Genomic DNA, 24,621 nt, shown 5'->3' with positions numbered 1-24,621 from the left:
GCCTGTCGTCGGGCCTGCGCATCAACAGCGCCAAGGACGATGCCGCCGGCCTGGCGATTTCCGAGCGCTTCACCAGCCAGATCCGCGGCCTGAACCAAGCGGTGCGCAACGCCAACGACGGTATCTCGCTGGCGCAAACCGCTGAAGGCGCGCTGAAGGCATCGGGCGACATCCTGCAACGTGTGCGTGAACTGGCCGTGCAGTCGGCCAACGCCTCCAACAGCGCTGGCGACCGCCAAGCCCTGCAGCAGGAAGTGGGCCAACTGGTCGCCGAACTGGACCGCATCTCGCAAACCACCGAATTCAACGGCGCCAAGCTGCTCAACGGCTCGTTCGGCACCCAGCAGTTCCAAGTGGGCGCCAACGCCAACCAGACCATCGTGGCGGCCACGGCCAATCTGCGCACCAGCGTGTATGGCAACAACCAGAACACGTCGGCCAACGGCTCCGGCAGCGGTGCGAGCGCGACCAGCTGGGGCACCAACGGCGTCACGGCGGGCACGCTGGCTGTGAATGGCTCGCTGGGTTCCAAGAACATCACCATCGCTGCCAACGACACGGCCAAGGCCATGGCGGACAACATCAATCTGCAGACCGCCAACACCGGCGTGACGGCATCGGCACGCACGGAAGTCGAATTGACCTTCGGCGCGGTGGGGTCCTACACGTTCGAACTTCGTTCGGACAACACGCCGACCGGCACCGCGCTGGGCCAATCCGTGTCGTTCAACGTGACCGCCCTCAACACTGCCGACGGCCTTTCGGGTGCAGTGTCCGCCATCAACGAGCAATCCTCGAAGACCGGCGTGACTGCCCGTGTGAACGACACCAACACCGGCGTGATCCTGACCAACGCTTCCGGCCAGGACATCACGCTGGCCAAGAGCGCCACCTCGGGTGCGAACTCCGGTGCGGTGAACATCCAGAAGCTGCAGGCCGACGGCACCGCCATCGGCGCACAAGACACGCTGGCAGCAGCCTCCGGTGCCGACGCGTCGACCATCAGCGGCTACGTGGTGCTGGACTCCGAGAAGGCGTTCTCGACCGTGGCTACCACGACCAACGCGTTCAACACGGCGACCGCCGCCAACTCGGCTTCCGACCTGCAGGAAGTTGCCAACCTGGACGTGACCACGTTCAAGAAGGCGACCGAAGCGCTCAAGACCGTGGACTCGGCCCTGTCGTTCATCAACGGTGAACGCGCCAAGCTGGGTGCTCTGCAATCGCGCTTCGAAACGTCGATCAGCAATCTGCAAGTGACGTCCGAGAACCTGTCCGCTTCGCGCAGCCGGATCCTGGACGCTGACTTCGCGGCCGAAACCGCCAACCTGTCGCGCTCGCAGATCCTGCAGCAAGCCGGCACGGCCATGGTGGCCCAGGCCAACCAGCTGCCGCAAGGTGTGTTGGCCCTGCTGCGTTAATTAGCAGCGGGTTCAGGCGGCCGGGGCGTTGCAGCGTCCCGGTCGGACCTCGGCGGCGGCAGATGATTTCTGCCGCCGCCCTTTGGCTTTTGGAGCGTGTTTATGATTCTTTTTGGGCACACAAGAGAGCCGTAAGCACGTTCTCCGGACCGGCGGGCACCAGGACCGCTGGATAAGACGGGTTTCCTGGTGTGAATACGGACGATCCTGGCGGCCATTGGGCGCCATAATTTCCGTTGATCCAGTTCAGGAGGTTGCTATGGCCACGATTTCATCACCAGGCGTTGGTACGAACGGGCTTGATGTCAAGAACATCATCTCCCAGTTGGTGGCCCTGGAAAAAAAGCCCCTGGACGCACTGAAGCTGCAGGCGGCCACCGTCAGCACCAAGATTTCCGCCTACGGACAAATCAAGTCGCTGGTCTCCTCTTTGCAGGACGCTGCCAGCAAGCTCACCAGTGTGACGGGCTGGAACGGCGTCACCACCACCTCCTCGGATTCCAAGTTCGTATCCGCGTCTGCGGTGGGCGGCACGCTGCCCACGTCTTTTAGCGTCGAAGTGCAGGGCTTGGCCAAGGCACAGGCCACGGCGTCGGCGGCTCTGCTGCCCGTGGGTGGCGCGCTGGGTGCGGGCACGCTGCGGCTGGAACTGGGCAAGTGGAGCGTTGCGCCGGCCTCCTTCACGCCATCGAGCGGCCAGCCCGTGGATATCACCATCCTCGCCAGCGACAAGCTCTCCGATGTAGCCAGCAAGATCAACGGCGCCAACGCCGGAGTGACCGCCTCCATCCTGACCGACGCCTCGGGCGAGCGCCTTCTGCTGCGCGGCAAGAACACTGGTGAAGAAGCCGGCTTCCGGTTGAGCGTGATGGAAGGCGGTGACACCGACCCCCAGAGCGCTGGCAACACCGATGCCACGGGCCTGTCTCGGCTGGTGGCAGGCACGACGGTCTCGCAGGCGGCCGCCAATGCCAAGGCGACGGTGAACGGCATCGCCGTCACGTCCGCCACCAACACCTTTGCCTCCACCGTGTCCGGCGTGACCTTCAAGGCCGAACAGATAACCACGGGCCCGATCGAAATCACGGTGGCCAAGGACGAGGCGGCCATCCGGGCCAACATCGATGGTTTCGTGAAGGCCTACAACGCCATCAACGAAATCCTGCAGGACGCCACCAAGTACGACGCCAAGACCAAGTCTGCTGGCTTGCTGCAGGGTGATTCCACAGCGGTGGCACTGCAAAACTCACTGCGCAATGCGATCCAGGCGGTGACGTCGGGAGGCGGGGCTTTCAGCCGGCTGGCCGATGTGGGCATCACCCAGCAGCTGGGCGGCAACCTCGCGGTCGACTCGGCCAAGCTGACCAAGGCGCTGACGGAAAACCCTGATGATGTGAAAAGCCTGTTCCGCAACACCGGCGGCGGCAGTGCGGACGGCATTGCGGTGCAGCTCAAGGCGCTCACCACCAACCTGTTGTCCAGCGACGGCTTCTTCAAATCCAAGGACGACACCCTGCAGCTGAGCCTCAAGCGCAACAGCCAAGACCAGAACCGCGTGAACGACAAGGTCGATGCGTTCGAGAAGCGCATTACCCAGCGCTACAACGCGCTGGACAAGCAGATGGCAAGCCTGAATGGCTTGAACGCCTACATCGCCCAGCAGGTGACGGCCTGGAACAAATCAAAGTGAGAACCGGGGCTTCAGTTTTCTAAGCGCAAGCCGATAACTTAAGCAATACCTCGGAAGGATTGACAGCATGTTCAGCGCCTACAGCCCCCGTGCAGCCAACGCTTATCAGCGTATCAATGTAGAAACCAGCATGCACACCATCGACCAGCACCAGCTGGTCAGCCTGTTGTATGAAGGTGTTCTCAATTCCATCGCCACCGCGCGTGGTGCCTTGGCCCGCGGCGATGTGCTGGGCAAGGTGAACGCCATCTCCAAAGCGGTGCGCATTCTCGAAGAGGGTCTGGCCACGTCGCTCGACAAGGTGGACGGGGGCGAACTGGCCGAGAACCTTGGCGCGCTGTACGACTACTGCATGCGCCGCCTCATCCTGGCCAATGCCCGCAACGACGACGCCATGATGCAGGAAGTCATGCGCCTGATCGAGCCCGTAGCCCAAGGCTGGAACGAGATCAAGAAACTTGGCGCCCAGGCTTCGCCGGATGCCGCCGCCACCGCTGTCCAGCCCGTGCTGGCGGAGGCTTGAACCATGTCAAACATGCTGATTGATTACTACAAGGCGATTGAAGACAGCAGCGCCAAGATGCTGGAGGCCGCCAAGCTCAAGGATTGGGATGGGGTGGTCCGCTACGAGGGCGCTTGCGCCGTGCTGATCGAGCAGTTGCGCTTCAAGTCGCAAGAGCACGAGTTGCTGCCGGAGCACCGCCGCGAAAAGACGCGCATCATGCAGCGCATCCTGCGCAACGACGCCCAGATCCGCTGCCTGGCCGAGCCCTGGCTGGCGCAGTTCGAGCACCTGTTCGAAGGCCAGCCGCAGATGATGCACTGAGGGCTGGCAAAGCCCCACAAAAAAAGCCGACCTCGTGAGGTCGGCTTTTTTTATGCATCAAATCGGTCTCTGGCGCTTAGCTATCAGGCGCGAGCAGCTATGAATTTGGAAGCGGTGGAGGGCTTGAAGTGGCCAGTGCCACGGGCAAGCTGGCCAGGAAAGCAGGCTGGAGTGTCGCGAAATGATGCTCCTGGGATGACCAGCAAAATCAAACTCCAGCGACCATCCAACAAGCGCGGCCAGCTACAAAATCAGGAGTAATCCAGGCACCCATGTGGGTCGATGCCGGCGCGCCCCAGGGCCGGGGCAACCATGCAAGGGCCGCCCCGCAGCGAGGGCTGCGTCCCCCTGCCCACTGTGCGCAGCGCTGTGAGAGCGGGGGAAGCGACGCAGTCGCTCAGGGGGGTGTCCCTGCCTACACCTGCATGTTCATGATGTCGGTATAAGCCTGGACCATCCGGTTGCGCACATGCAGCGTGGCCTGGAAACCGATCTGGGCTTTCTGGATTGCCACCATGGTTTCCTCCAGGCTCACCGAGGGGTTTTCCATCTGAACTTCGGTCTGCAACTCGGCAGAACGGTTCTGCGCGGCGCTGACGGATTTGAGTGCTCCCTTGAGCGCGCTGGAAAATCCGACGTCGTTGCCGTCGTTTTGCGGCGCTGCAGCACGGCGCGCCATGCCAGCGCCCGTGAGCGGGGCGGTCGAGCTTGAGATGCGAAGGTCCATGGCAGTGTCCGTGGGAATGGCGGTATGCTGCGTATCCTAGCCATGGCGCCCGGGGCCATCCTTCTGAAATGATGGCCAAACGCGCGGCTTATCGAGCGAACATTTTGAAGGCGTGACCGAATAATCGACCCCACGCTTTGGTCCGTTGCCGGCCTGCCCTACTGGAACGCAAGATGTCTGCAGTTGCTGAAATTCCTCTCGCCCCCCCTGCCAGCCCGAACTGGCTGCAGCGGCTGTCTGCCCTGGACAGGGCGCAGCGCATGCGGCTGGGCGTGGGCGCCGCGCTGCTGGTGGCGGTGGCCATCGCGGCCATCGTCATGGGCCGCCAGCCCGACTACCGGGTGCTGTTTGCCAACCTGAACGACAAGGACGGCGGTGCCATCGTGGCCCAGCTGTCGCAGATGAACGTGCCTTACAAGCACGCAGACGGTGGCGGCGCCATCCTGATCCCCGCCGACCGCGTGCACGACGTGCGCCTGCGCCTGGCCACCCAGGGTCTGCCCAAGGGCTCGGTGGCGGGCTTCGAGCTGATGGAATCGAGCAAGTTCGGCATGACGCAGTTCCAGGAACGGCTGAACTTCCAGCGCGGCCTGGAGGGCGAACTCACCCGTTCCATCCAGGCGCTCTCGTCCGTGCAGAGCGCGCGGGTGCATTTGGCGCTCCCCAACCAGAACGGCTTCTTCCGCGAACAGCAAAAGCCTTCGGCTTCCGTGCTGGTCAGCCTGCACCCGGGCCGCATCCTGGACCGTGCCCAGCTCGCCGGCATAGTCCACCTGGTGGCCTCCAGCGTGCCCGAGCTGGCGCCATCCGCGGTGAGCGTGCTCGACGACACGGGCAAGCTGCTGTCCCAGTCGCCGGATACCGCCGCGGGAACCGGCGTCGACGCCCAGCAACTGCTGTACGTGCAGCAGATCGAACAGCAGTACACACGCCGCATCCTGGACATCCTGGAACCCGTGGTGGGTCGCGACAACGTCAAGGCCCAGGTGACGGCCGAGGTGGACTTCACGCAGACCGAATCCACGTCCGAACAGCACCGGCCCAACCTGGCCACCGATGCCAGCGCCATCCGCAGCCAGCAGATCGTGGAAAGCACCGGCCCCCAGGGCAACCCGCTGCCCACGGGCGTGCCCGGCGCCACCACCAACCAGCCGCCCGCGCCAGCGACCGCGCCCATCAATGGCGCCAACCCCGCGCCCACCGCTGCTGGCCAGCAGCCGCAGGGCGCCCAGGCCGTGGCCGGCAAGCGTGAGTCCATCACCAACTACGAGGTCGACAAGACGGTGCGCGTAACGCGCGGTGGCAGCGGCGCGCTCAAGCGGGTCAGCGCCGCCGTGGTGGTCAATTACCAGTCGGTGGAAGACAAGGGCAAGACCGTCACCAAGGCCCTCACGCCCGAGCAGATCGAGCAGATGACGGCGCTGGTGCGCGAGACCATCGGCTTCAACCGCGACCGCGGCGATTCCGTCAACCTCATGAACACCCCGTTCCAGGTAACGGCCGCACCTGCCAATGATGTGCCGTTGTGGAAGCAGCCCGAAATGATCGAACTGGCCAAGACCTTCGCCTGGCCAGTGGGGGCGGTGCTGTTCGCGGCCCTGGTGCTGATGGGCCTGGTGCGTCCGGTGCTCAAGGGGGGCAACGCCTCGGCAAAGCCCCGGACCACCTCCGTGGCTGGTGGGCAGCTGGATGCCGTGGAGTCCGAAATGCCCGAGCGCCCAGCGTTGCCCGCACCCTCGAAGAAAGACGAGGCGCCTGTCGCCACGCCGGAGCAGCTGCGCCTGGAAGAGGCGCGGGTGCTGGCCAAGGAGAACCCGGTGGCTGTCGCCAACATCCTCAAGACCTGGCTGAACGGCGATCCCGTCTAACGACTGACCTCACAGACGACGACCATGGACGACCAAGGACTCAACGACGCCGCCATTCTGCTGATGTCTCTCGGCGAGGAAGAGGCGGCCGAAGTGTTCAAGCATTTCTCGCCCAAGGAGGTGCAGAAGCTCGGCGAAACCATTGCGCGCATGCGCTCGGTGTCGCGCGAGAAGGTGGACGAGGTCATCAACAAGTTCTCCGGTGCCGCTGCCGCCCAGAGCCTGCTGGTGTCCGACACCGGCAACTACGTGCGGGCTGTGCTCAAGCGCGCGCTGGGCGACGACAAGGCGGGCCTGCTCATCGACCGCATCCTGCAGGGCGGGGACGTGTCCGGCATCGAGAGCCTCAAGTGGATGGACCCGCTGTCGGTGGCGGAGCTGCTGCGCAACGAGCATCCCCAGATCGTGGCGGCCATCCTCGTGCATCTGGACAGCGACCAAGCCTCGGGCATCCTAATGCACCTGACCGACCGGCAGCGCAGCGAGATCCTGCTGCGCGTGGCCACGCTCGAAGGCATTCAGCCCACGGCGCTGAAGGACCTCAACGAAGTGCTCTTCAAGGTGCTGGCCGGTGGCGACAAGATCCGCAAGAGCTCGCTCGGCGGCGTCAAGGCGGCGGCGGAAATCATCAACCTGCTGGGCGGCAACATGGACGCCGTGGTGCTGGAATCCATCCGCAGCTACGACCCCGACCTGGCCCAGAAGATCATGGACAAGATGTTCGTGTTCGAGGACGTGCTCAAGCTCGACGACAAGGCGATCCAGACCGTGCTCAAGGAAGTGGCCTCCGAAACCCTCATCGTGGCCCTCAAAGGTGCCGTGCCCGAGCTGCGCGAGAAATTCCTGTCCAACATGTCCTCGCGCGCCGCCGAGGCGCTGCGCGAAGACCTGGAGTCGCGCGGCCCGATGCGCCTGTCCGAGGTCGAGGCCCAGCAGAAGGAAATCTTGAAGACGGTGCGTCGCCTCGCCGACGAAGGCCAGATCATGATTGGAGGCGGCGGTGATGATGCCTACGTCTAATCACAGCCACCGCGCCTACTCGCGTTTCATCCCCAGCGAGGAAGTGGGCGACGTCACGCAGTGGAAGTTTGGTGCCGTGGACGGCTCCGACCTCGTCGAGCCCGAACCGGAGCCTGTGGCAGAGCTTCCCCCCGAAGTGGACGAGGCGGCCCAGCAGGCACTGGTCCAGCAGGCCTGCGACGACGCCTATGCCGAGGGCTTTGCCCAGGGGCAGGCGCAGACTGCGCTCGAATGGCAGCAGCGCATGGACGACTACGTGGCCCAGCAGGGCCAGGAAGCCGCCCAGCGCCTGCAGAGCGTGATGCAGTCGCTCGACGCGAGCCTGATCGACATGCAGCAGCAGATGGCCCAGCAACTGCTGGAGTTGGCCTGCGACATCGCGCGCCAGGTCGTGCGCCAGGAGCTTTCGGTCAACCCGAACGCGCTGCAGCCCGTGGTCCGCGAGGCCGTGGGCATGCTGGTATCTGAAGGCCGGCCCGCCACGGTGCGGCTCCATCCCGCCGACATGGAGGCGATGGCCCAGCCCTTGCGCGAGGAAATCGGCGCGCCCGGCGTGCAATGGATGGCGGACGCGGCAGTGCCGCCCGGCGGGTGCCTGGTGGAATCCGCCGGCACGGTGGTAGATGGCAGCCTGGAAAAGCGCTGGCAGCGCGCCGTTGCAGCACTGGGCCTGCAGTCGCCATGGAGCGACGAGGAGGGCGTCGATGGCCGTTGAAGCCCCCGCCGCCTGGTCGCGCCTGATCGACGACGCGCGCGCACGCGTGGCCGAGGGCGCGCCGCTGGAGACACGCGGCACGCTCACGCGGCTCACGGGCCTGGTGCTGGAAGCTGTGGGCATCCGGGTGCCGGTGGGGTCGCAGTGCATGGTCCAGATGCCGGGGCACGCGCCGGTGCTGGCCGAGGTGGTCGGGTTCTCGGCCGACCGTGCGTTTCTGATGCCGGCGGGCGACATCCATGGCCTGTCCAGCGGCGCTAGCGTGGTGCCCGCCGCACCTTACATTCCAGTGCCCCGCCTGGGCGAGCCCCCCCGGGCCATCCAGCGGGCCGGCGTGCTGCGCCTGCCCATGGGCGAGGGGCTGCTGGGCCGGGTGGTGGACGCACAGGGCCTGCCGCTGGACCATGGAGGCCCGGTGCAGGACGTGGTCTCCGAGCCCATGGGCCGCCGCCAGATCAACGCCATGGACCGCGACCCGGTGCGCGAATCGCTGGACACGGGCGTGCGCGCCATCAATGCCCTGCTGTCGGTGGGGCGTGGACAGCGGCTGGGCTTGTTTGCCGGCTCGGGTGTGGGCAAGAGCGTGCTGCTGGGCATGATGGCCCGCTACACCCGCGCCGACGTGATCGTGGTCGGGCTCATCGGTGAGCGGGGCCGCGAGGTCAAGGAATTCGTGGAAGACATTCTGGGCGAAGAGGGGCGCGCCCGCTCCGTGGTCGTGGCCGCGCCAGCCGATGCGCCGCCGCTGCTGCGCATGCAAGGCGCTGCCTACGCCACTGCAGTGGCCGAGCATTTCCGCGACAAGGGCAAGCATGTGCTGCTGCTCATGGACTCCCTCACGCGCTATGCGATGGCGCAGCGCGAGATTGCGCTGGCCATTGGCGAGCCCCCCGCCACCAAAGGCTATCCACCGTCGTGCTTCGCCAAGCTGCCCCAGCTGGTGGAGCGCAGCGGCAACGGGCTGCACGGGGTGGGGTCCATCACGGCCTTCTACACAGTGCTGTCCGAGGGCGACGACCAGCAGGACCCGATTGCCGATGCAGCCCGCGCCATCCTGGACGGGCACATCGTCCTGTCGCGCGCACTGGCCGAGACAGGGCATTTCCCGGCCATCGACATCGAACAATCCGCCTCGCGGGTGATGCACAACGTGGTTTCGCGCGGGCACTTCGATTTGGCACGGCGCTTTCGGGCCGTGTATTCGCGCTACCAGAAAAGCCGGGACCTGGTACAGGTCGGAGCGTACATGAGTGGCTCCGATCCCGCCCTGGACGAGGCCATCCGCCTGCAGCCCCAGATGGCCGCCTTCCTGCAGCAGGACATGTTTGAGGCGGCCTCGCTGGACGCGAGCGTCGCTGGCATGGCCGCGGTGCTGGGCCAATGAACGCTACGTTGCGCAAGTCGCCATGTCTGCCCTCACCGCCCTGGTCGTTGCTGTCGAAGTGGCCTCGCGCAAGCGGGACGACGCCCGCAAAGTGCTGCAAGACGCATTGGCCGCGCAGCAGGCTGCGCGCTCCCAGCTCGACCAACTGGAAGATTACGCCCGGGAAACCCAAAGCCGGTGGGGTATGCAGGCCGACACGACGATGAAGCCGGAAGTGATGTTCCACCACTACCACTTCATGGATCGCCTGGGGCATGCGGCGGGCATTCAGACGAGCGTGGTGGGCGACCATGCCAACCGGGTGGCGGCAGCCCGTGGCGCGCTGCTGGAGGCGGAGTTGCGGCTGGCCAGCTTGAAGAAGGTCGTGGAAAAGCGGCGCGCCGACCTGGAGCGCGCCGAGATGCGGCGAGATCAGAAACAAACCGATGAGCGGGCGGCGCTGCAGTACCGCGGCGCGGCACAGGGCTCTGAGAGCCAGGAGTATTGACGATGGAATCGAACAAAATTTCTTCGCCGCAGGGCCCTCAGCCCGCGCACGGGGCGCGGCCCCGGTCCACGGCCAATACCCAGGACGCGGGCGAAGCGGGCAGCGGCGGCTTTCTGGCGCTGCTGGCGGCGCTCGGGAGTTCGGATGCAGGGGTTGGTGATCCCTTGCTGGACACGGCGACGGCGTCCGACGGAGCACCACAGGACGGTCCGAGCGACGCCCAGGACACATCGTTCCTGGCTGCATGGCAAGGGCTGCTGCCCCCCGCCGTCAACGCACGGGTGGACGCCTCGCCCCAAGGGATTCAGGCCGGCGCTTTGCCGGGCGGTGCGGGCGCGGGCGGCCTACCAGGTGTAGATGCGATCGACCCCGGAGCTGCTGCCGGGGGCGCGGCTTGGGGCGCTGAAGCGATGTTCGGAGCCAACGGAGGCGTGCAAGGGATCGTGGCGGAAACGGCCATGCTGGACGCTTCGGTCGGCAGCAGGAATGGGTCGCCACTGGCCGGGGGCGTAGCCCACGGCAAGGCTTTCTCGCGCTTGCAAAGCGCGATGGCGCAAAAGGCCGATGCGGCCGATACCTCGGCGGGGCGTTTGCAGGCGGGTACGGCCACGACGCAGGCACTGGGCGGACATTCTGGGGTCGCTGGCGGCGTGTTGTTGATGAACCCTGCAGAGCGGCTGGCGGGCGGTGCGGCCGCCAGCATGCCCGATCGTGCCGCGGGTGGCCTGGCCCAGGCGGAGGCCGCGAACGGCCTGGCCACGGCACTGACCGAAGCAGCGGCGTCGACTGCGCTGGCAGCGGGGAGCGGCGGCGCCGATGCTCGCGGCCGCCCCGGCGAGGGGCGCTCCGATGGCGCCATGGGGTTCGAGGCGGCGGGCGGCGCCGCGCCGGCCGAGGCCGGCTCCGTGGATGGCGCGACCGTGTTTGCCGACCCCGCCCAGGCGAATCTGGAGGAGCAAGTGGCAGAGCAGGTGGCGTATTGGGTCAACCAGAAGACCCAGAACGCAGAGCTCACACTCGACCGGGACGGCCAGCCGGTGGAGGTGTCGGTGACCCTGTCGGGCAACGAAGCCCATGTGGCTTTCCGCAGCGACCAGTCCGCCACGCGCGAAATGCTGGACAAAAGCATGGCGCAGTTGAGTGAGCTGCTGCGCAGCGAGGGGCTGGTGCTTTCGGGCATGTCGGTGGGCACATCGTCCGGCCAGCGTGAGCAAACGGGTGAATCTGCTCGCCAGGGGCAGCGTGACGGTGGCCGGCAGGCGCGCGTGGAGGCCGCCGCCCCGGCCGGCACCAGCACACTGCTGCGCACCGGCGCTCCAGATCGGGCCGTGGACGTATTTGTGTAACGCGGGCGCGGCCTTGCCGGTGGCGCTGGGCTACCGCAGGCAGCCATCTCGATCCGCAGCGCGGACCAGTTCAGTCCGGCTTGGGCAGAGGATGCGTAGCCCCGTGAATGCCGTGGTTTTGGGCTTTTATTCTGGCTATTATTGGTTGCAGCCTCGTCCAATAATGGGCCATCCGGTTTGCTTGCCCGTGGTCTGTGCGGGCGCCGCCCGTATTCACCGCAAGGAACCCGCACCGTGTCAGCCAATCCTCCCGCAGCAGCCCCGGCCAAGAGCAAGAAGATGCTCATCATCATCATCGGTGTGGTGGTGGCCATTCTGGTGATTGGCGGGGGTGTGGCAGCCTGGCTGATCTCCAGCCGTTCTCATGCCGAGGATGAGGAGGGTGCTGCACCCGCCCGCAAAGAAGCCCCCAAGGTGGCTCCAACCTTCCTCCCCATGGAGAACATGGTGGTCAACCTGGCCGACCCCGGGGGCGACCGGTTCGCACAGATCGGCATTACCCTGGAGCTGGAAGATGCCAAGACGGCCGAGCAGGTAAAGCTGTACCTGCCGTCCATTCGCAGCGGAATCCTGATGCTCATTTCGCAGAGGACCTCGGCCGAGCTGCTGCAGCGCGAAGGCAAGGAGAAGCTCGCGACCGACATCCTGCGGGAAGTTTCGCGTCCCCTTGGGTTTTCCGTTGCCACAGAGCGGGCGCGCCCTGCGGCGGTCGAGAAGGACGAAGATGCGGAAGACCGTCCATCGCGCAAGCGTACGGAGCGCAACCCGGTGCGCCGTGTGCTCTTTTCCAGCTTCATCATCCAGTGACCCGGGCGAGGACCAGTCATGAGTGATTCGTTTCTTTCGCAGGAAGAGGTTGACGCCCTACTGGAGGGGGTGACTGGCGAGAGCCAGAAATCGGTGGAAGAAGTCGCCGAGGCGGGTTCGGTTCGCAACTACGACATTTCCAGCCAGGAGCGCATCGTCCGCGGACGCATGCCGACGATGGAAATCGTCAACGAGCGATTTGCGCGCAACTTCCGGATCGGGCTCTTTAACTTCATCCGCCGCAGCCCCGAAATATCGGTGGGCACCGTCTCGGTGCAGCGTTACAGCGCGTTTCTGCGCGAGCTGGCTGTCCCCACCAATTTCAACATCGTCGCCATCCGCCCGCTGCGCGGTAGCGGGCTGATCGTTTGCGAACCGTCGCTGGTGTTCGGCATCATCGACACGCTGTACGGCGGCGTGGGCAAGTTCCAGACGCGAATCGAGGGCCGGGATTTTTCGCCCACCGAGCAGCGCGTGATCAACCGCCTCGTCGATGTGATCTGCGCCGAATACAAAAAGGCCTGGCAAGGGATCTACCCATTGGAGCTGGAGTACCAGCGCTCCGAGATGCAGCCCCAGTTTGCCAACATCGCCACGCCCAGCGAAATCGTGGTGTCCACCGCATTCCAGCTGGAAATCGGGGACCTTTCGGGCGCCATCCATATCTGCATGCCCTATGCCACGCTCGAGCCGATCCGCGATGTGCTGTATTCATCCACGCAGGGCGATTCCATCGAGGTGGACCGCCGCTGGGTGCGCGTGCTGACGCGGGAAATCCAGGCCGCCGAGGTCACCCTGGTGGCCGAACTTGCGCGTGCCGACGCGACGGTGGAACAACTGCTGGCCATGAAGCCTGGCGACTTCATTGAGCTGGATCGTGAGCCCCGCATCCGCGCGTCGATTGGCGGGGTGCCCATTTTTGAATGCCAGTACGGTACGCACAATTCCAAGTACGCAATCCGCATCGAAGAATGCCTGCGCACGGCGGACATGAGCTGGCTTGGAGAAAAAGATGTCAACTGAAGACGAGAACAAAGACGCCGCTGCGGACGACCCGTTTGCTGGCTGGGCCGAGGCGCTGGAAGAGCAAAAGCGCACCGAGGACAAACCCGCTGATGCGGAGCAGGGCGGGCCACTGTCCGGCGAGCCGGTCCGGCCGTTTTCGGGCGGCAGCGATGGTACGGTCAACGACATCAACATGGTGCTGGACATCCCCGTCCAGCTCTCTGTCGAACTCGGGCGCACCAAGGTGCCTATCAAATACATCCTCCAGCTGGCGCAGGGCTCTGTGGTTGAACTCGACGCGCTGGCGGGCGAGCCCATGGACGTGCTCGTCAACGGCTACCTCATCGCCCAGGGCGAAGTGGTGGTGGTGAATGACAAGTTTGGTATTCGCCTGACCGACGTGGTCACCCCTTCCGAGCGCCTGCGGCGGGTGAGCCGTGGATAGCGGGGGCATGACCCAGACCTTGCTGGTGGTGGTGCTCTTCGTGGCCGCCATGGCCGCGTTGCCCTGGCTTGTGCGACGAGTGCAGCAGCGGCACGCCGCGGGTGCCGCGGGTGCGGGTGCCACGTCGCGTGTGCTGTCGGCGGTGGCCGTGGGGCCCCAGCAGCGCGTGGTAACCGTGGAAGTGGGGCCGGAGCATGCGCGAAGCTGGCTGGTGCTGGGCGTGACCGCGCAGCAGATCAGTTGCCTGCATGTGCTGCCTGCGGGCGCCCCGGGCGCGGCAGTGCCCACGTCGACGCCAACGGTGCCGTCCTTCGCGCAAGAGATCGCGGCTGCCGCGAAAGCGCCTGGAAACTCGACCCATGGCTGATACCTCGGTGGCCCGCCGCGTGGCACTTGCTGGCGTTGTGCTGGCATTGGGTTTTGCCGTCCAGGGAACTGCGTTCGCGCAAGGCGCTCCGGGTTCGTTGCCTCTGGTGGTCGGAAGCGGCCCGGCGGGCAACAGCTACTCCGTGCCCATTCAGACGCTGCTGTTCTTTACAGCGCTGTCGTTCCTGCCGGCGATCCTGCTCATGATGACGGGCTTCACCCGCATCGTGATCGTCCTTTCCCTGCTTCGCCAAGCGCTGGGTACGCAGTCTGCACCGCCCAACCAGGTCATCATCGGCCTGTCTCTGTTTCTGACTTTCTTCGTGATGGGTCCCACGTTCGACCGCGTATACCAGGACGCCTACGTGCCCTACACCACCAACGCCATCAGCTTTGAGCAGGCCCTGGAAAAAGCGGAGGCTCCCATGCGCAGCTTCATGCTCAAGCAAACCCGGCAGTCGGACTTTGCCCTTTTTTCCCGCCTCGCCCGGCTGGACTCGAATGTCACGGCGGAAACCGCGCCACTGAGGGTGCTGGTCCCTGCCTTTGTCACCAGTGAGCTCAAGTCGGCATTTCAGATCGGATTCATGATCTTCATTCCGTTCCTGGTCATCGACATGGTGGTGTCGAGCATTCTCATGTCGCTGGGCATGATGATGCTCTCGCCGGTGCTGGTGGCGCTGCCGTTCAAGCTCATGCTGTTCGTGCTGGCGGACGGATGGAATCTCTTGATCGGCTCGCTGGCCGCGAGTTTTGTAACCTGAAGGATCTGGCGATGACTCCGCAAGTCGTACTGACCATCGGGCGTGATGCCCTGACGCTGCTGTTGATGATTTCGATGCCGGTTCTGGGCGTGGTGATGGCCGTGGGCTTGCTGGTGAGCATCTTCCAGGCCGTGACGCAGATTCACGAGGCCACGCTGGCGTTTGTTCCCAAGCTGATTGCCGCGATGGTGGTCTTTGCCATTGCCGGCCCCTGGATGCTCAGCACGCTGGTGGACTTCATCCGCCGCACCATCGAGTCGATCCCGTCCATGATTGGCTAGGGCGGCCCTCTGGTACACGCATGCAATAGGCTTGGCAGCGACCGAAGCAGATCAGTGTGATCACGTTCACCGAGTCCCAGCTGATGGCGTGGCTGTCGCCGATCCTGTGGCCATTCTTGCGGGTGCTGGCCGTGTTCACGGTGGCGCCCGTGTTTTCCATGCGTGCGGTTCCGATGCGCGTGAAGATCGGGCTGGCCTTTCTGGTCGCGCTGTGCGCGCAGGCCGTGCTGGGCGACCAGCCGACGATCAGTGTCAACGGGCGCGAGGCACTGGGTGCCGTGGCCCAGCAGGTGGCGGTGGGGCTGGCGATTGGATTCGCGGTCAGGCTGGTGTTCGCTGCCGTGGAACTGGCTGGCGAAATCATTGGGTTGCAGATGGGCCTGAACTTCGCGTCCTTTTTCGATCCTTCATCCAACGCGCAAGTCAGCGCAGTGGCACGCTTTTTTGGTCACATGGCCACGTTGCTCTTTGTTGTCATCAATGGCCATTTGCTGATCTTGATGGCGGTGGTGAAGAGTTTCGATCGTTTTCCGGTGGACGGGAACTTCATGCAGGCGCTGGCCCAGATGCGGCTGTACGAGCTGGGCGCCTCGCTCTTCTCGAGCGCGCTGTGGATCGCATTGCCCATGATTGCGCTGCTGTTGTTCGTCAATTTGACGCTGGGCATCATCTCGCGCGTGGCCCCGCAGATGAACATCTATGCCGTGGGCTTCCCGGTGACCCTGACGGTGGGCATGCTGGGCATCGTGGCGACGCTCCCCTTGCTGGAGCAACCCGTGCTGGCCTTGATGCAGCGGGCGGTGGATCTGTTTGCCGCCCAGCGGTAGGCGCCGATGGCTCCCTGACGTCGTGCCAAGTTACACCAACTGATTCCGGATCGCGTACACCGTGAGCTCCGCATTGTTGGACAGCTTGAGCTTCTCCAGCACCCGCGATCGGTAGACGCTCACCGTCTTGGGACTGAGCATCAATTCCTCGGCAATGTCCGACAGCCTGCGCCCCGAGGCGATCTTCACCAACGTTTGCAGTTCCCGTTCAGAGAGCGCCGCATGCGGCGCCTCGGGCGTGGGCTGGGCCAGGCTGTCGGCCAGCATCTGGGCCACTTCCGCGGTGAGGTACTTGCGGCCTTGCATGACGGTCCGCACGGCCGCGATCAGTTCGATGGGGTCGCCGGCCTTGTTGGCGTAGCCCTGCGCTCCGGCCTTGAGGCAACGCAGGGCGTATTGGTCCTCGGGATACATGGAGACGACCAGCACTTTGATGGATGAGTGCGTTTCTCGCAGGCTCGCAAGAACTTCGAGGCCGCTGCGGCCCGGCATGTTCAGGTCCAGAAGCAAGACATCGCAAGGTGCGGAGCGGAGCACCTCGCGCAATTCGGAATACCCACCGGCTTCACCCGTGACCTGGATATCCGGCGCATCTGCCAAGGTGTCGCGAATGCCGCGCCGCAAAACGGCGTGGTCGTCGCACAAGACCACATGAATCACAGCGCATCTCCTGGGGCTGGTGGTGACGAAGGGGATGTTAGCGGCACGGAAAGGATCACCGACGTGCCTTGTCCCGGCCGGCTGCTGATGTCCAGCCATCCTCCCACCGTGCGCGCCCGCTCATGCAGGCCCCTCAGCCCGAACGCCTTGGGTTTGGCCAGCATGGCCGGATCGATGCCATTCCCGTCGTCGCTCACTTCCAGCGTCAGAACGCCTTCCCGGTCCGAGAGGTCAATGTGCACTGTGCGCGGATGCGCATGCTTGGATATGTTGGTCAGCGCTTCCTGCGCCGTGCGGTACGCCACGAGCTGCACATCCGGCCCCGCATGAATGCTCTCGCTGCTGGTCGCCACTTGGGCTGGGATCCCCGAACGGCGCTCGAATCCTGCTGCAAGCCACTGAATGGCTGCGACCAAACCTTGTTCCAGGATCGGGGGGCGCAGGTTCATCATGATCCGCTGGCTGGCGCCGATGGCATGCTGCAGCATTTCTGCCGCCGAAGCCGCATGGCTTTGCATGTCCGGATCGGTGCTGTGGCGACCCATCCATGCAACGTCAAACCGCACGGCGGTCAGAGCGCCGCCGATGTCGTCGTGGATCTCTCGGGCGATGGATGCGCGCTCTTGCTCGATGGATGACTGCAGATGTTCCGTCAGATCGGCCAGCCTCCGTTCGGACTCTTGCAAATCGGACACCGCTTGCTCCCGCGCTTGGCGTGCTTCGTGAATTTCCAGCGCGCGCGCCAGCACATGCGGCAGCCGAGGCAGATCGTCCTTGAGAAGGTAGTCTGCGATTCCCAACCGAATGGCGTCCACGGCCGCGGCCTCGCCGACCGCACCCGAGAGCAGGACAAAGGGCGGATGCTGCGGCTTTTGCGCAACATGCGCCCAAGCGTCCAGGGCAGTGAAGCCAGGGAGCCGGTAATCTGCCAAGATGGCGTCATACGTCTCGGTATCCGTCAAGCGCTGGAAATCAGGGAGAGAGTCCACGCGGTGGAGCTGACACCGCAGTCTGGAGCGTCGCAGAGTCAATACGGTCAACTCATGATCTGCCGCAGAATCTTCCAGATGCAGGATGTTGAGCGTGCGGTCTGATGTCATAAAGACGGGCGGGACGCTATCATAGGATACAAATTGGAACAAAATGAAGCTTGGTCGCTAGGGATTTCAGCTTCGGCGTCTCAAGAGGTTGAACGGAAGCACGCCCGATGGCGCTCGCCGCGTCGAAATTCTTCGCAGAGTGTCATAGTCCTGTGCTGATGCGTGTTTTGCTGCTGTGTGCCGCGATGGAGAAACGATGCAATCTACGCTAACGACGCCTGGGGGCCCTGCGGTCCAGGTCCCCGTCATGGTAGCGGCGGAGCTGCAGGATTCGTTGCTGGTCGTGATGCACGACCTGCACCGACTGGAAGGGCTGCTCAACCATGCTACCGATAATCTACTCGAGCGATTTGGCGAGGCCAATGCACTGCTTACCGACGCTGCCGTCGGGGATTCCCCGGAACTCCTCGCCGCCCGTGCTGCCCTGCGCAGCGCCGTGACGGAGCTGCAGTTCCAGGACATGGCATCCCAGTTGATCTTTCACACCACCAAGGTGCTGCAGGGATGCGCTTTCCGCCTCGCTTCAGAGGCCATGGGCAATGAAGAGGGCGAAGAGGCGGCCCCTTTTGCCGAGATGGGGCCGGACAGGCCCAACCCTGTTACCCAGAGCGAGATGGATGCAGGTTCGGTGGATCTTTTTTGATCTTTACACCGCTCTTTAACCTATATATTTAAAGTCAGTTGGAGCCTTACATGCAATCGATCCTTGCCGTAGATGATTCACCGTCCATGCGAAAAATGGTGTCGTTTACTCTCACGGGCGCCGGCTACCACGTCGTGGAAGCGGTGGATGGGCAAGACGCCCTGGAAAAGGCCGAGACCCACAACATCGATCTTGTATTGGCAGACCAGAACATGCCGCGGCTTGACGGGATTGGCCTTACGCGAAAACTGCGCGAGAACCCGAAGTTCAAGACCATCCCAATCTTGATCCTCACCACCGAGTCCAGTGACCAGATGAAGCAGGCAGGTCGGTCGGCTGGTGCGACCGGGTGGCTGGTCAAGCCCTTCGATCCCAATCGCTTGATCGAAGTCATCCAGAAAGTGATCCGCTGAGTCGGGTTGGCCGGGATTAACCCAAGAACCTTAGGAGCCTACGATGGCGGAAACCTACCAAGAAGGATCGGGCGCAGGCGCTGATTTTGACCTGAGTCAGTTCTATCAGATATTCTTCGAGGAAGCAGGCGAAAACCTGGACCAGATGGAGCAGATGCTCCTCGATTTGGACCTGAGCAGCGCGAACGACGAAGAGCTCAATGGCATTTTTCGATGTGCTCACTCAATCAAGGGTGGCGCGGCCACCTTTGGGTTCTCCGATGTTGCGGAGCTGACGCACCAGATGGAGTCGTTGCTGGACCGCTTGCGTCGACATGAGCTCCAGCCTATTCCGCAGATGGTGGATGTGTTGCTCGAATCCGCCGACGCCTCGCGCAGCCTGCTGGCACGCCATCAGGCGGGAGGACAAGGGGAGGCGGTTTCCACGACGTCGCTGGTGCGTCGCATCAGTGATTTGGCGGCAGGGCTGGTACCTGACGATGCCCCCGCAGCAGTCATCCCTGCGCCGCCTCCGCCTCCCGCGCCGGCACCCGCACCGCAGGAGGTGGTGCCAGCGGCCCAGGCGGCCAAACCGCCAGTGGCAGGGCAGGTGCGGGCACTGGAGATCCAGATCGGCCCCCTCGAACGTACGGCCCAGGCAGATGCCATCAAGGAACTGTTCAGGGACATTCCCGGTCTTGGCACTATCCGTGACCTGGACGGCGCGTCGCCCGATGTGCGGTTGTTTGCGGTGGAGACCAGTTCCACCGACGCCGACCTCCTCGATCTGTTTGCGTTCCATGTTGCCAAGGAACAGGTGGTGATTCGCGAGGCGTCGTCGTCCGGTGCCGTCCCTGCAGAGGCCGACCAGGCTCCTGCCGCCGCTGCCGATGGAGAGGTCTACGGCTTCTTCGTGGATGCGCCAGGGGCGCCCCGGGCAGAGTCGCAGCGGTCGACGGAGTCCACCGCTATGCAGCCAGCCAAGGCAGTGGCGGTCCCGAAGGCTGGCGAGCCGAAAGCAGCCATGCAGGCGCAGATGGAATCCACGACCATCCGGGTGGACGTGAAAAAAGTGGACCAGCTCATCAACTTGGTGGGTGAGTTGGTGATCACCCAGGCCATGCTTGCGCAGAACAGCCGCGGTCTGGACTCGGCGGCTTATCAGCAGTTGCTGGCGGGGCTGGCCGATCTGGATCGCAACACGCGCGATCTCCAGGAATCGGTCATGTCAATCCGCATGATTCCGATGTCGATCGTCTTCAGCCGGTTTCCCCGGATGCTGCGGGATCTGGCCAACAAGCTGGGCAAGAAGGTGGACCTGGTCACGCAGGGAGAGGCTACCGAATTGGACAAGGGGTTGGTGGAAAAGATCACCGACCCACTCACCCATCTGGTGCGCAACAGCTGCGATCACGGCATCGAGATGCCGGCAGACCGGCTGGCCAAGGGGAAGTCCGAACACGGGACCATTACCTTGTCGGCCTCGCATCAGGGCGGATCAATCGTGATCGAAGTTCGCGACGATGGCCGCGGCCTTTCGCGCGAGAAGATTCTCAGCAAGGCGCGAGAGAGGGGTCTCGATGTTTCCGACCAGATGAGCGACAGCGAAGTCTGGCAACTGATCTTTGCGCCGGGATTCTCCACCGCGGAAGAGGTGACGGACGTTTCCGGACGCGGCGTGGGCATGGACGTTGTCAAGCGGAACATCGCTGCACTCAACGGGACCGTTGAAATCGACTCTGCCGAAGGCTACGGCATGAAGGTTTCGGTGCGCTTGCCGCTCACCCTGGCCATCATGGATGGCATGTCTGTGGGCGTCAGCGACGAGGTCTATATCCTGCCTCTGTCTTCGGTGGTGGAGTCCTTCCAGGTCAATGCAGACGACGTGAACACCGTGGCCCAGGGGTCGCAGCTCGTGAAGGTGCGCGACGAATACATGCCGGTGATCGCGCTCGAGAAGATATTCCAGGTGCCGCGTCCCGACCCGAACAAGTCCAGCAACATCATGGTCGTGGTCGAGGCCGACGGCAGCCGTGTGGCGCTGTTGGTCGATGAGCTGCTGGGGCAGCATCAGGTGGTGGTGAAGAACCTGGAGTCGAACTACCGCAAGGTCCCCAATGTGTCGGGGGCCACTATTTTGGGCGACGGTACGGTGGCACTCATTCTGGACACGGGCGCCCTGGTTCGCCGCGCTCGCCACTAGCCAAGAGGTTCAAGCGCTGCACCCCGCGGGTGCGACGCTGTCATGAAAGGAGAATGCACCATGAGCGTGATGGGCAAGACTGTTGAAGCGGTGCCGACGGGCACCCGTGAGTATCTGACCTTCCGGCTCGACCAGGAAGAGTATGGGATCGACATCCTGAAAGTGCAGGAGATCCGAGGCTACGAGCCGCCCACGCGGATTGCGAACGCCCCGGTTTTCATCAAGGGCGTGGTCAACCTTCGCGGCACCATCGTTCCCATTGTCGACATGCGCCTGAAGTTCAACTGCGCGCAGGCTGACTACAACAGCTTCACGGTGGTGATCATCCTGAACCTGCGCAACCGGGTTGTGGGCATCGTGGTGGATTCGGTGAGCGATGTGATGGAGCTGACGCCCGAAAGTATCCGCTCGGCTCCGGATATCGAAAGTGCCATTGATAACAGCTGCATTCTGGGGCTGGGATCCGTGGGCGAACGCATGCTGATATTGCTGGACATCGAGAAGCTCATGTCGGGCGTGGACATGGGGCTCGCGACAGCCAACGAGTAGATCTCCGCGGCCGGCAGACATCGCGGCGCAAGCGCTGTCGCTGGCCAGCACCCGGGGTGGCTTGCAGATCATCTTTAGGAGCGAAAGCGATTTTCCGTCGGACGATCAATATGGCCGAATCCACCAGTGCTCCCTCTTCAGCCTTGTCGAGCCGTGGCAAGGTTGCTCCTGTCCTGGCTGCGGGCACGCCGCCGTCAGGTCCTCTGGCGCAGGGGCGTGAGTTCGTATGGACCAACGCCGACTTCGCCAAAGTTCAGGCGCTGATCTACCAGCGCGCCGGGATCAGCCTGCACGATGGCAAGCACGCGATGGTGTACAGCCGCCTGTCGCGTCGCTTGCGGGAAACGGGGCACGGCAGTTTTCACGACTATCTCAGTTGGCTGGAAACTCACGATGGCCCCGAGTGGCAGGAGTTCATCAACGCGCTTACCACCAATCTGACGGCTTTTTTCCGCGAACAACATCACTTCGAGATTTTGGCATCGCACCTGCGCAGCAAGCCTGCTGCGAACTGGCGGCTCTGGTGCAACGCGGCTTCCACAGGGGAAGAGCCTTACTCCATCGTCATGACTGCGTTCGAAGCGCTGGGTTCGAATGCGTCTTTCAAGCTCACGGCCAGCGATATCGATTCGCGGGTGCTCGCCACCGCGGCGGAGGGTGTCTATCGGCTTGACAGCCTGAAGGGCCTCAGCTCCGAGCGGTTGCAGAAATTCTTTCTGCGCGGAAAAGGGGGCAATCTGGGCATGGTTCGCGCCAAGCCGGAGTTGCGACGCGCAATCGAGTTCATGAGCGTGAACCTTATTCGGGACGATTGGCCCTTCAAGGAACCTTTCGACGTCGTTTTCTGCCGCAACGTCATGATCTATTTCGACGCCCCCACGCAGCGCCGTGTGCTGGAAAGAATCCATCGGGTCTTGAAGCCCGGTGGAATGCTCTTCGTCGGCCATGCCGAGAATTTCAGCGAATCCAGAGACCTGTTCACGCTGCGTGGCAAAACGGTCTATGAGCGCCGCTGACCGACCATGTTGCCTCGCACCTAGCCCATGACCAATATTCCCCCTGGACTGCCTCCGCTGCCGACTGCTACCGCCGCACCAGGCGTCTCCGAACGGCGCCGAGCGCCTCGCATAGCCCCGTTGAGTGCGGATATCTACGCCGCAGGGGGGCGGGTGGCGCGCGATTCCTCGCTGCCCGAACTCAAAGCGCGCACCCGCAAACCCGGCGAGGCGTCTTTCTTTTATCTGGACCATCACTTTCAGCACAATGCGGTGAAGGTCCTGCCTGGCGAGTATTTCGTGGCCGACGAGAACATGGTCATCATGACGGTGCTGGGCTCCTGCATTGCTGCGTGTCTCTGGGATAGCCGTGCGCACGTGGGCGGCATGAATCACTTCATGCTGCCGGACGGGGATGTGGCTGACGCCTCGGGGCGCTACGGCTCATATGCCATGGAGTTGCTGATCAACGAGATGCTCAAGCTCGGTGCCCGCCGCGAAACCATGCAGGCCAAGATTTTTGGGGGCGCACAGGTGATGCACAACTTCACGACGATGAACGTGGGGGAGCGCAACACCAATTTTGTTTTGAACTATCTGCACACGGAGCGCATTCCCATTGTTTCGGAGGATGTGCTGGATATCTATCCGCGCAAGGTCGTTTTTTTTCCCATCACCGGGAAGGCGATGGTCAAGCGCCTGGCGCACGCACACCCCGAGGCCTTGGCAGACCAAGAAGTGCGGGGCAACGCGGCTGTCGTGGCCAGAACGACTTCGGGTGGTTCTGTCGATCTGTTTTGAGAAGGCGTGAGTGAATGAGCAGGAAAATCCGGGTGATCGTGGTGGACGATTCGGCCTTGGTCCGAAGTCTGCTGTCCGAGATCATCAACCGGCAGCGGGACATGGAGTGCATCGGCACGGCCAATGACCCTTTGATAGCGCGCGAGATGATCCGCGAACTCAACCCCGACGTCATTACCCTGGATGTGGAGATGCCGCGCATGGATGGCATCGATTTTCTCGGGCGCTTGATGCGCCTGCGGCCCATGCCGGTAGTCATGATATCGACGCTGACGGAGCGGGGCGCCGAAGTGACCATGAAGGCGCTCGAACTGGGAGCGGTCGATTTCGTGGCCAAGCCCCGCGTGGGCCTGGCCAGCGGGCTGAACGAACTGGCAAGCCAGATTGTGGACAAGATCCGCGTGGCAGCCGTGGCCCATGTGCGCCGCGCGCCCAGCCGTGAAGCTGCGCCCGCCGGCAGCGCACAAGGCGCCGGTGCAGCCCCCGCCGTTCCCGCTTCGGCCCTTCTGGGTCGTCTGTCCACGGAAAAGCTGATCTGCATCGGCGCATCGACAGGCGGCACGGAGGCCATCAAAGAAGTGCTGGTGCAAATGCCCGCGGATTCCCCCGCTATCGTCATTACACAGCACATGCCTGCGGGGTTCACCACCAGTTTTGCGGCCCGTTTGAATGGGCTGTGCCAGATCACCGTGAAAGAAGCCGTGAATGGCGAACGCATTCTTCCCGGCCATGCCTATATTGCGCCGGGCGGCACCCAGTTTTCTGTGGCGCGCAGCGGAGCGAACTATGTCGCCGTTGTCGATGACGGGCCTCCGGTGAATCGCCACAAGCCCTCGGTGGAGGTGCTGTTCAAGTCCGCCGCGGCAGTCGTGGGCCGCAACGCTTTCGGAATCATGCTCACGGGCATGGGGAACGACGGTGCGGCAGCGATGCGGGAGATGAAGGATGCCGGTAGCTACAACTACGTGCAGGACGAGGCAACCTGCATCGTGTTTGGCATGCCGCGCGAAGCCATCGTCCACGGTGCAGCTGATGAGGTGCTTCCACTGGGGCAGATTGCCCCCGCATTGCTCGCTCGTCTGCGGGGCACCACGGACCGGCTGCACCACCGCATCTGACGTTCCTCGGGTCCCCAGGCTGCATCACCTGCACGCTGCAGGCCCACACATCGCTGGCTTATTCGGACAGGGTGGTCCAGCGTTCTAGTGCGTTCATCAACTCGTCGTCGATGGCCGTCGCCCTTGTGGTCATGGCGGTTGCCCGCCCAGGGTCGGTGCTGTACAGGCTGCCGTCGGCCAG

General features: G+C 63.7%; 27 protein-coding genes. 24 read left to right on the top strand and 3 right to left on the bottom strand.

Features of this window, described 5'->3' with window-relative positions; translation table 11 throughout:
- The 4 genes from MRY84_RS06420 to MRY84_RS06405 all read left to right on the top strand — a co-directional run.
- Positions 1-1,421, top strand: a 1,421-nt coding sequence (locus MRY84_RS06420) for a flagellin (protein ID WP_291504912.1), incomplete at its 5' end; no start/stop codon positions are given.
- A 259-nt stretch (positions 1,422-1,680) separates the two neighbouring features.
- The gene (fliD, locus tag MRY84_RS06415) at positions 1,681-3,111 is read left to right on the top strand and encodes a flagellar filament capping protein FliD (protein WP_291504911.1); all 1,431 of its coding nucleotides are present in this window, start codon (positions 1,681-1,683) and stop codon (positions 3,109-3,111) included.
- 67 nt (positions 3,112-3,178) lie between these two features.
- On the top strand, positions 3,179-3,634 hold the full coding sequence (fliS, locus tag MRY84_RS06410; RefSeq protein ID WP_291504910.1) for a flagellar export chaperone FliS: 456 nt from the start codon (positions 3,179-3,181) through the stop codon (positions 3,632-3,634).
- Between the two features lie 3 nt (positions 3,635-3,637).
- The gene (locus tag MRY84_RS06405) at positions 3,638-3,937 is read left to right on the top strand and encodes a flagellar protein FliT (protein WP_291504909.1); all 300 of its coding nucleotides are present in this window, start codon (positions 3,638-3,640) and stop codon (positions 3,935-3,937) included.
- Positions 3,938-4,352: 415 nt separating this feature from the next.
- Here the strand turns inward: MRY84_RS06405 and fliE are convergent, their stop codons facing one another.
- Positions 4,353-4,664 carry a flagellar hook-basal body complex protein FliE gene (gene fliE, locus MRY84_RS06400; protein WP_291504908.1) on the bottom strand — a complete coding sequence of 104 codons (312 nt, stop codon included), beginning with the start codon at positions 4,662-4,664 and terminating at the stop codon, positions 4,353-4,355.
- A 173-nt stretch (positions 4,665-4,837) separates the two neighbouring features.
- Between fliE and fliF the strand changes: the two genes are divergently transcribed.
- The 13 genes from fliF (at position 4,838) to fliR (ending at position 15,979) form a co-directional block, all read left to right on the top strand.
- On the top strand, positions 4,838-6,532 hold the full coding sequence (fliF, locus tag MRY84_RS06395; protein ID WP_291504907.1) for a flagellar basal-body MS-ring/collar protein FliF: 1,695 nt from the start codon (positions 4,838-4,840) through the stop codon (positions 6,530-6,532).
- A gap of 24 nt (positions 6,533-6,556) precedes the next feature.
- A complete protein-coding gene (gene fliG / locus MRY84_RS06390) occupies positions 6,557-7,552 on the top strand; it encodes a flagellar motor switch protein FliG (protein WP_291504906.1) in 996 nt (331 codons plus the stop codon).
- Positions 7,536-8,267 carry a flagellar assembly protein FliH gene (locus MRY84_RS06385; protein ID WP_291504905.1) on the top strand — a complete coding sequence of 244 codons (732 nt, stop codon included), beginning with the start codon at positions 7,536-7,538 and terminating at the stop codon, positions 8,265-8,267. Before fliG ends, MRY84_RS06385 begins: the two co-directional genes overlap by 17 nt.
- Positions 8,257-9,651, top strand: a complete 1,395-nt coding sequence (fliI, locus tag MRY84_RS06380) for a flagellar protein export ATPase FliI (RefSeq protein WP_291504904.1) — start codon at positions 8,257-8,259, stop codon at positions 9,649-9,651. Before MRY84_RS06385 ends, fliI begins: the two co-directional genes overlap by 11 nt.
- A gap of 22 nt (positions 9,652-9,673) precedes the next feature.
- Positions 9,674-10,138 (top strand): flagellar export protein FliJ, encoded by a 465-nt coding sequence (gene fliJ / locus MRY84_RS06375; RefSeq protein WP_291504903.1) that lies wholly within the window; start codon positions 9,674-9,676, stop codon positions 10,136-10,138.
- Positions 10,139-10,140: 2 nt separating this feature from the next.
- The gene (locus tag MRY84_RS06370; protein ID WP_291504902.1) at positions 10,141-11,484 is read left to right on the top strand and encodes a flagellar hook-length control protein FliK; all 1,344 of its coding nucleotides are present in this window, start codon (positions 10,141-10,143) and stop codon (positions 11,482-11,484) included.
- 234 nt (positions 11,485-11,718) lie between these two features.
- Positions 11,719-12,291, top strand: coding sequence for a flagellar basal body-associated FliL family protein (locus MRY84_RS06365; RefSeq protein ID WP_291504901.1), 573 nt, complete (start codon positions 11,719-11,721; stop codon positions 12,289-12,291).
- An 18-nt stretch (positions 12,292-12,309) separates the two neighbouring features.
- A complete protein-coding gene (gene fliM, locus MRY84_RS06360) occupies positions 12,310-13,314 on the top strand; it encodes a flagellar motor switch protein FliM (RefSeq protein ID WP_291504900.1) in 1,005 nt (334 codons plus the stop codon).
- On the top strand, positions 13,304-13,741 hold the full coding sequence (gene fliN, locus MRY84_RS06355) for a flagellar motor switch protein FliN (protein WP_291504899.1): 438 nt from the start codon (positions 13,304-13,306) through the stop codon (positions 13,739-13,741). Before fliM ends, fliN begins: the two co-directional genes overlap by 11 nt.
- A 7-nt stretch (positions 13,742-13,748) precedes the next feature.
- Positions 13,749-14,108: a flagellar biosynthetic protein FliO gene (locus tag MRY84_RS06350; protein WP_291504898.1), complete on the top strand. Its 360-nt coding sequence runs from the start codon at positions 13,749-13,751 to the stop codon at positions 14,106-14,108.
- The gene (fliP, locus tag MRY84_RS06345) at positions 14,101-14,871 is read left to right on the top strand and encodes a flagellar type III secretion system pore protein FliP (protein ID WP_291504897.1); all 771 of its coding nucleotides are present in this window, start codon (positions 14,101-14,103) and stop codon (positions 14,869-14,871) included. The genes MRY84_RS06350 and fliP overlap by 8 nt, the downstream gene beginning before the upstream one ends.
- An 11-nt stretch (positions 14,872-14,882) precedes the next feature.
- The gene (gene fliQ / locus MRY84_RS06340) at positions 14,883-15,152 is read left to right on the top strand and encodes a flagellar biosynthesis protein FliQ (RefSeq protein WP_137747678.1); all 270 of its coding nucleotides are present in this window, start codon (positions 14,883-14,885) and stop codon (positions 15,150-15,152) included.
- Between the two features lie 56 nt (positions 15,153-15,208).
- Positions 15,209-15,979: a flagellar biosynthetic protein FliR gene (gene fliR / locus MRY84_RS06335; protein WP_291504896.1), complete on the top strand. Its 771-nt coding sequence runs from the start codon at positions 15,209-15,211 to the stop codon at positions 15,977-15,979.
- Positions 15,980-16,009: 30 nt separating this feature from the next.
- On the opposite strand, the gene MRY84_RS06330 is transcribed toward fliR, so the two are convergent.
- Positions 16,010-16,639 carry a response regulator transcription factor gene (locus tag MRY84_RS06330; protein ID WP_291504895.1) on the bottom strand — a complete coding sequence of 210 codons (630 nt, stop codon included), beginning with the start codon at positions 16,637-16,639 and terminating at the stop codon, positions 16,010-16,012.
- Positions 16,636-17,739 (bottom strand): ATP-binding protein, encoded by a 1,104-nt coding sequence (locus tag MRY84_RS06325; RefSeq protein ID WP_291504894.1) that lies wholly within the window; start codon positions 17,737-17,739, stop codon positions 16,636-16,638. Before MRY84_RS06325 ends, MRY84_RS06330 begins: the two co-directional genes overlap by 4 nt.
- A 196-nt stretch (positions 17,740-17,935) precedes the next feature.
- On the opposite strand from MRY84_RS06325, the gene MRY84_RS06320 reads away from it, so the two are divergent.
- From MRY84_RS06320 to MRY84_RS06290, 7 genes are all read left to right on the top strand, one after another.
- On the top strand, positions 17,936-18,382 hold the full coding sequence (locus MRY84_RS06320; RefSeq protein ID WP_291504893.1) for a hypothetical protein: 447 nt from the start codon (positions 17,936-17,938) through the stop codon (positions 18,380-18,382).
- Positions 18,383-18,432: 50 nt separating this feature from the next.
- Entirely contained in the window at positions 18,433-18,795 is a 363-nt protein-coding gene (locus MRY84_RS06315; RefSeq protein WP_142143179.1) for a response regulator, read from the top strand.
- Positions 18,796-18,838: 43 nt separating this feature from the next.
- On the top strand, positions 18,839-20,977 hold the full coding sequence (locus MRY84_RS06310) for a chemotaxis protein CheW (protein WP_291504892.1): 2,139 nt from the start codon (positions 18,839-18,841) through the stop codon (positions 20,975-20,977).
- Between the two features lie 60 nt (positions 20,978-21,037).
- A complete protein-coding gene (locus tag MRY84_RS06305; RefSeq protein WP_291504891.1) occupies positions 21,038-21,526 on the top strand; it encodes a chemotaxis protein CheW in 489 nt (162 codons plus the stop codon).
- Positions 21,527-21,636: 110 nt separating this feature from the next.
- Positions 21,637-22,542: a CheR family methyltransferase gene (locus MRY84_RS06300; RefSeq protein WP_291504890.1), complete on the top strand. Its 906-nt coding sequence runs from the start codon at positions 21,637-21,639 to the stop codon at positions 22,540-22,542.
- Positions 22,543-22,569: 27 nt separating this feature from the next.
- A complete protein-coding gene (gene cheD, locus MRY84_RS06295; protein ID WP_291504889.1) occupies positions 22,570-23,322 on the top strand; it encodes a chemoreceptor glutamine deamidase CheD in 753 nt (250 codons plus the stop codon).
- 14 nt (positions 23,323-23,336) lie between these two features.
- Positions 23,337-24,440: a chemotaxis response regulator protein-glutamate methylesterase gene (locus MRY84_RS06290; RefSeq protein WP_291504888.1), complete on the top strand. Its 1,104-nt coding sequence runs from the start codon at positions 23,337-23,339 to the stop codon at positions 24,438-24,440.
- Positions 24,441-24,621: the final 181 nt, after the last annotated feature.

The organism is Acidovorax sp., from assembly GCF_022763525.1.
In the GTDB taxonomy this organism is placed as follows: Bacteria; Pseudomonadota; Gammaproteobacteria; order Burkholderiales; family Burkholderiaceae_C; genus Acidovorax.
The sequence above is the reverse complement of the archived record's forward strand: the minus strand, read 5'-3'. Positions and strand labels throughout refer to the sequence as shown.

Excerpts from the sequence above, each read along its gene's own strand:
- fliD (WP_291504911.1), top strand. The coding sequence starts at position 1,681 with ATGGCCACGATTTCATCACCAGGCGTTGGTACGAACGGGCTTGATGTC.
- fliS (WP_291504910.1), top strand. The coding sequence starts at position 3,179 with ATGTTCAGCGCCTACAGCCCCCGTGCAGCCAACGCTTATCAGCGTATC.
- MRY84_RS06405 (WP_291504909.1), top strand. The coding sequence starts at position 3,638 with ATGTCAAACATGCTGATTGATTACTACAAGGCGATTGAAGACAGCAGC.
- fliE (WP_291504908.1), bottom strand. The coding sequence starts at position 4,664 with ATGGACCTTCGCATCTCAAGCTCGACCGCCCCGCTCACGGGCGCTGGC.
- fliF (WP_291504907.1), top strand. The coding sequence starts at position 4,838 with ATGTCTGCAGTTGCTGAAATTCCTCTCGCCCCCCCTGCCAGCCCGAAC.
- fliG (WP_291504906.1), top strand. The coding sequence starts at position 6,557 with ATGGACGACCAAGGACTCAACGACGCCGCCATTCTGCTGATGTCTCTC.
- MRY84_RS06385 (WP_291504905.1), top strand. The coding sequence starts at position 7,536 with ATGATGCCTACGTCTAATCACAGCCACCGCGCCTACTCGCGTTTCATC.
- fliI (WP_291504904.1), top strand. The coding sequence starts at position 8,257 with ATGGCCGTTGAAGCCCCCGCCGCCTGGTCGCGCCTGATCGACGACGCG.
- fliJ (WP_291504903.1), top strand. The coding sequence starts at position 9,674 with ATGTCTGCCCTCACCGCCCTGGTCGTTGCTGTCGAAGTGGCCTCGCGC.
- MRY84_RS06370 (WP_291504902.1), top strand. The coding sequence starts at position 10,141 with ATGGAATCGAACAAAATTTCTTCGCCGCAGGGCCCTCAGCCCGCGCAC.
- fliM (WP_291504900.1), top strand. The coding sequence starts at position 12,310 with ATGAGTGATTCGTTTCTTTCGCAGGAAGAGGTTGACGCCCTACTGGAG.
- fliN (WP_291504899.1), top strand. The coding sequence starts at position 13,304 with ATGTCAACTGAAGACGAGAACAAAGACGCCGCTGCGGACGACCCGTTT.
- MRY84_RS06350 (WP_291504898.1), top strand. The coding sequence starts at position 13,749 with ATGACCCAGACCTTGCTGGTGGTGGTGCTCTTCGTGGCCGCCATGGCC.
- fliP (WP_291504897.1), top strand. The coding sequence starts at position 14,101 with ATGGCTGATACCTCGGTGGCCCGCCGCGTGGCACTTGCTGGCGTTGTG.
- fliQ (WP_137747678.1), top strand. The coding sequence starts at position 14,883 with ATGACTCCGCAAGTCGTACTGACCATCGGGCGTGATGCCCTGACGCTG.
- MRY84_RS06325 (WP_291504894.1), bottom strand. The coding sequence starts at position 17,739 with ATGACATCAGACCGCACGCTCAACATCCTGCATCTGGAAGATTCTGCG.
- MRY84_RS06320 (WP_291504893.1), top strand. The coding sequence starts at position 17,936 with ATGCAATCTACGCTAACGACGCCTGGGGGCCCTGCGGTCCAGGTCCCC.
- MRY84_RS06315 (WP_142143179.1), top strand. The coding sequence starts at position 18,433 with ATGCAATCGATCCTTGCCGTAGATGATTCACCGTCCATGCGAAAAATG.
- MRY84_RS06310 (WP_291504892.1), top strand. The coding sequence starts at position 18,839 with ATGGCGGAAACCTACCAAGAAGGATCGGGCGCAGGCGCTGATTTTGAC.
- MRY84_RS06305 (WP_291504891.1), top strand. The coding sequence starts at position 21,038 with ATGAGCGTGATGGGCAAGACTGTTGAAGCGGTGCCGACGGGCACCCGT.
- MRY84_RS06300 (WP_291504890.1), top strand. The coding sequence starts at position 21,637 with ATGGCCGAATCCACCAGTGCTCCCTCTTCAGCCTTGTCGAGCCGTGGC.
- cheD (WP_291504889.1), top strand. The coding sequence starts at position 22,570 with ATGACCAATATTCCCCCTGGACTGCCTCCGCTGCCGACTGCTACCGCC.
- MRY84_RS06290 (WP_291504888.1), top strand. The coding sequence starts at position 23,337 with ATGAGCAGGAAAATCCGGGTGATCGTGGTGGACGATTCGGCCTTGGTC.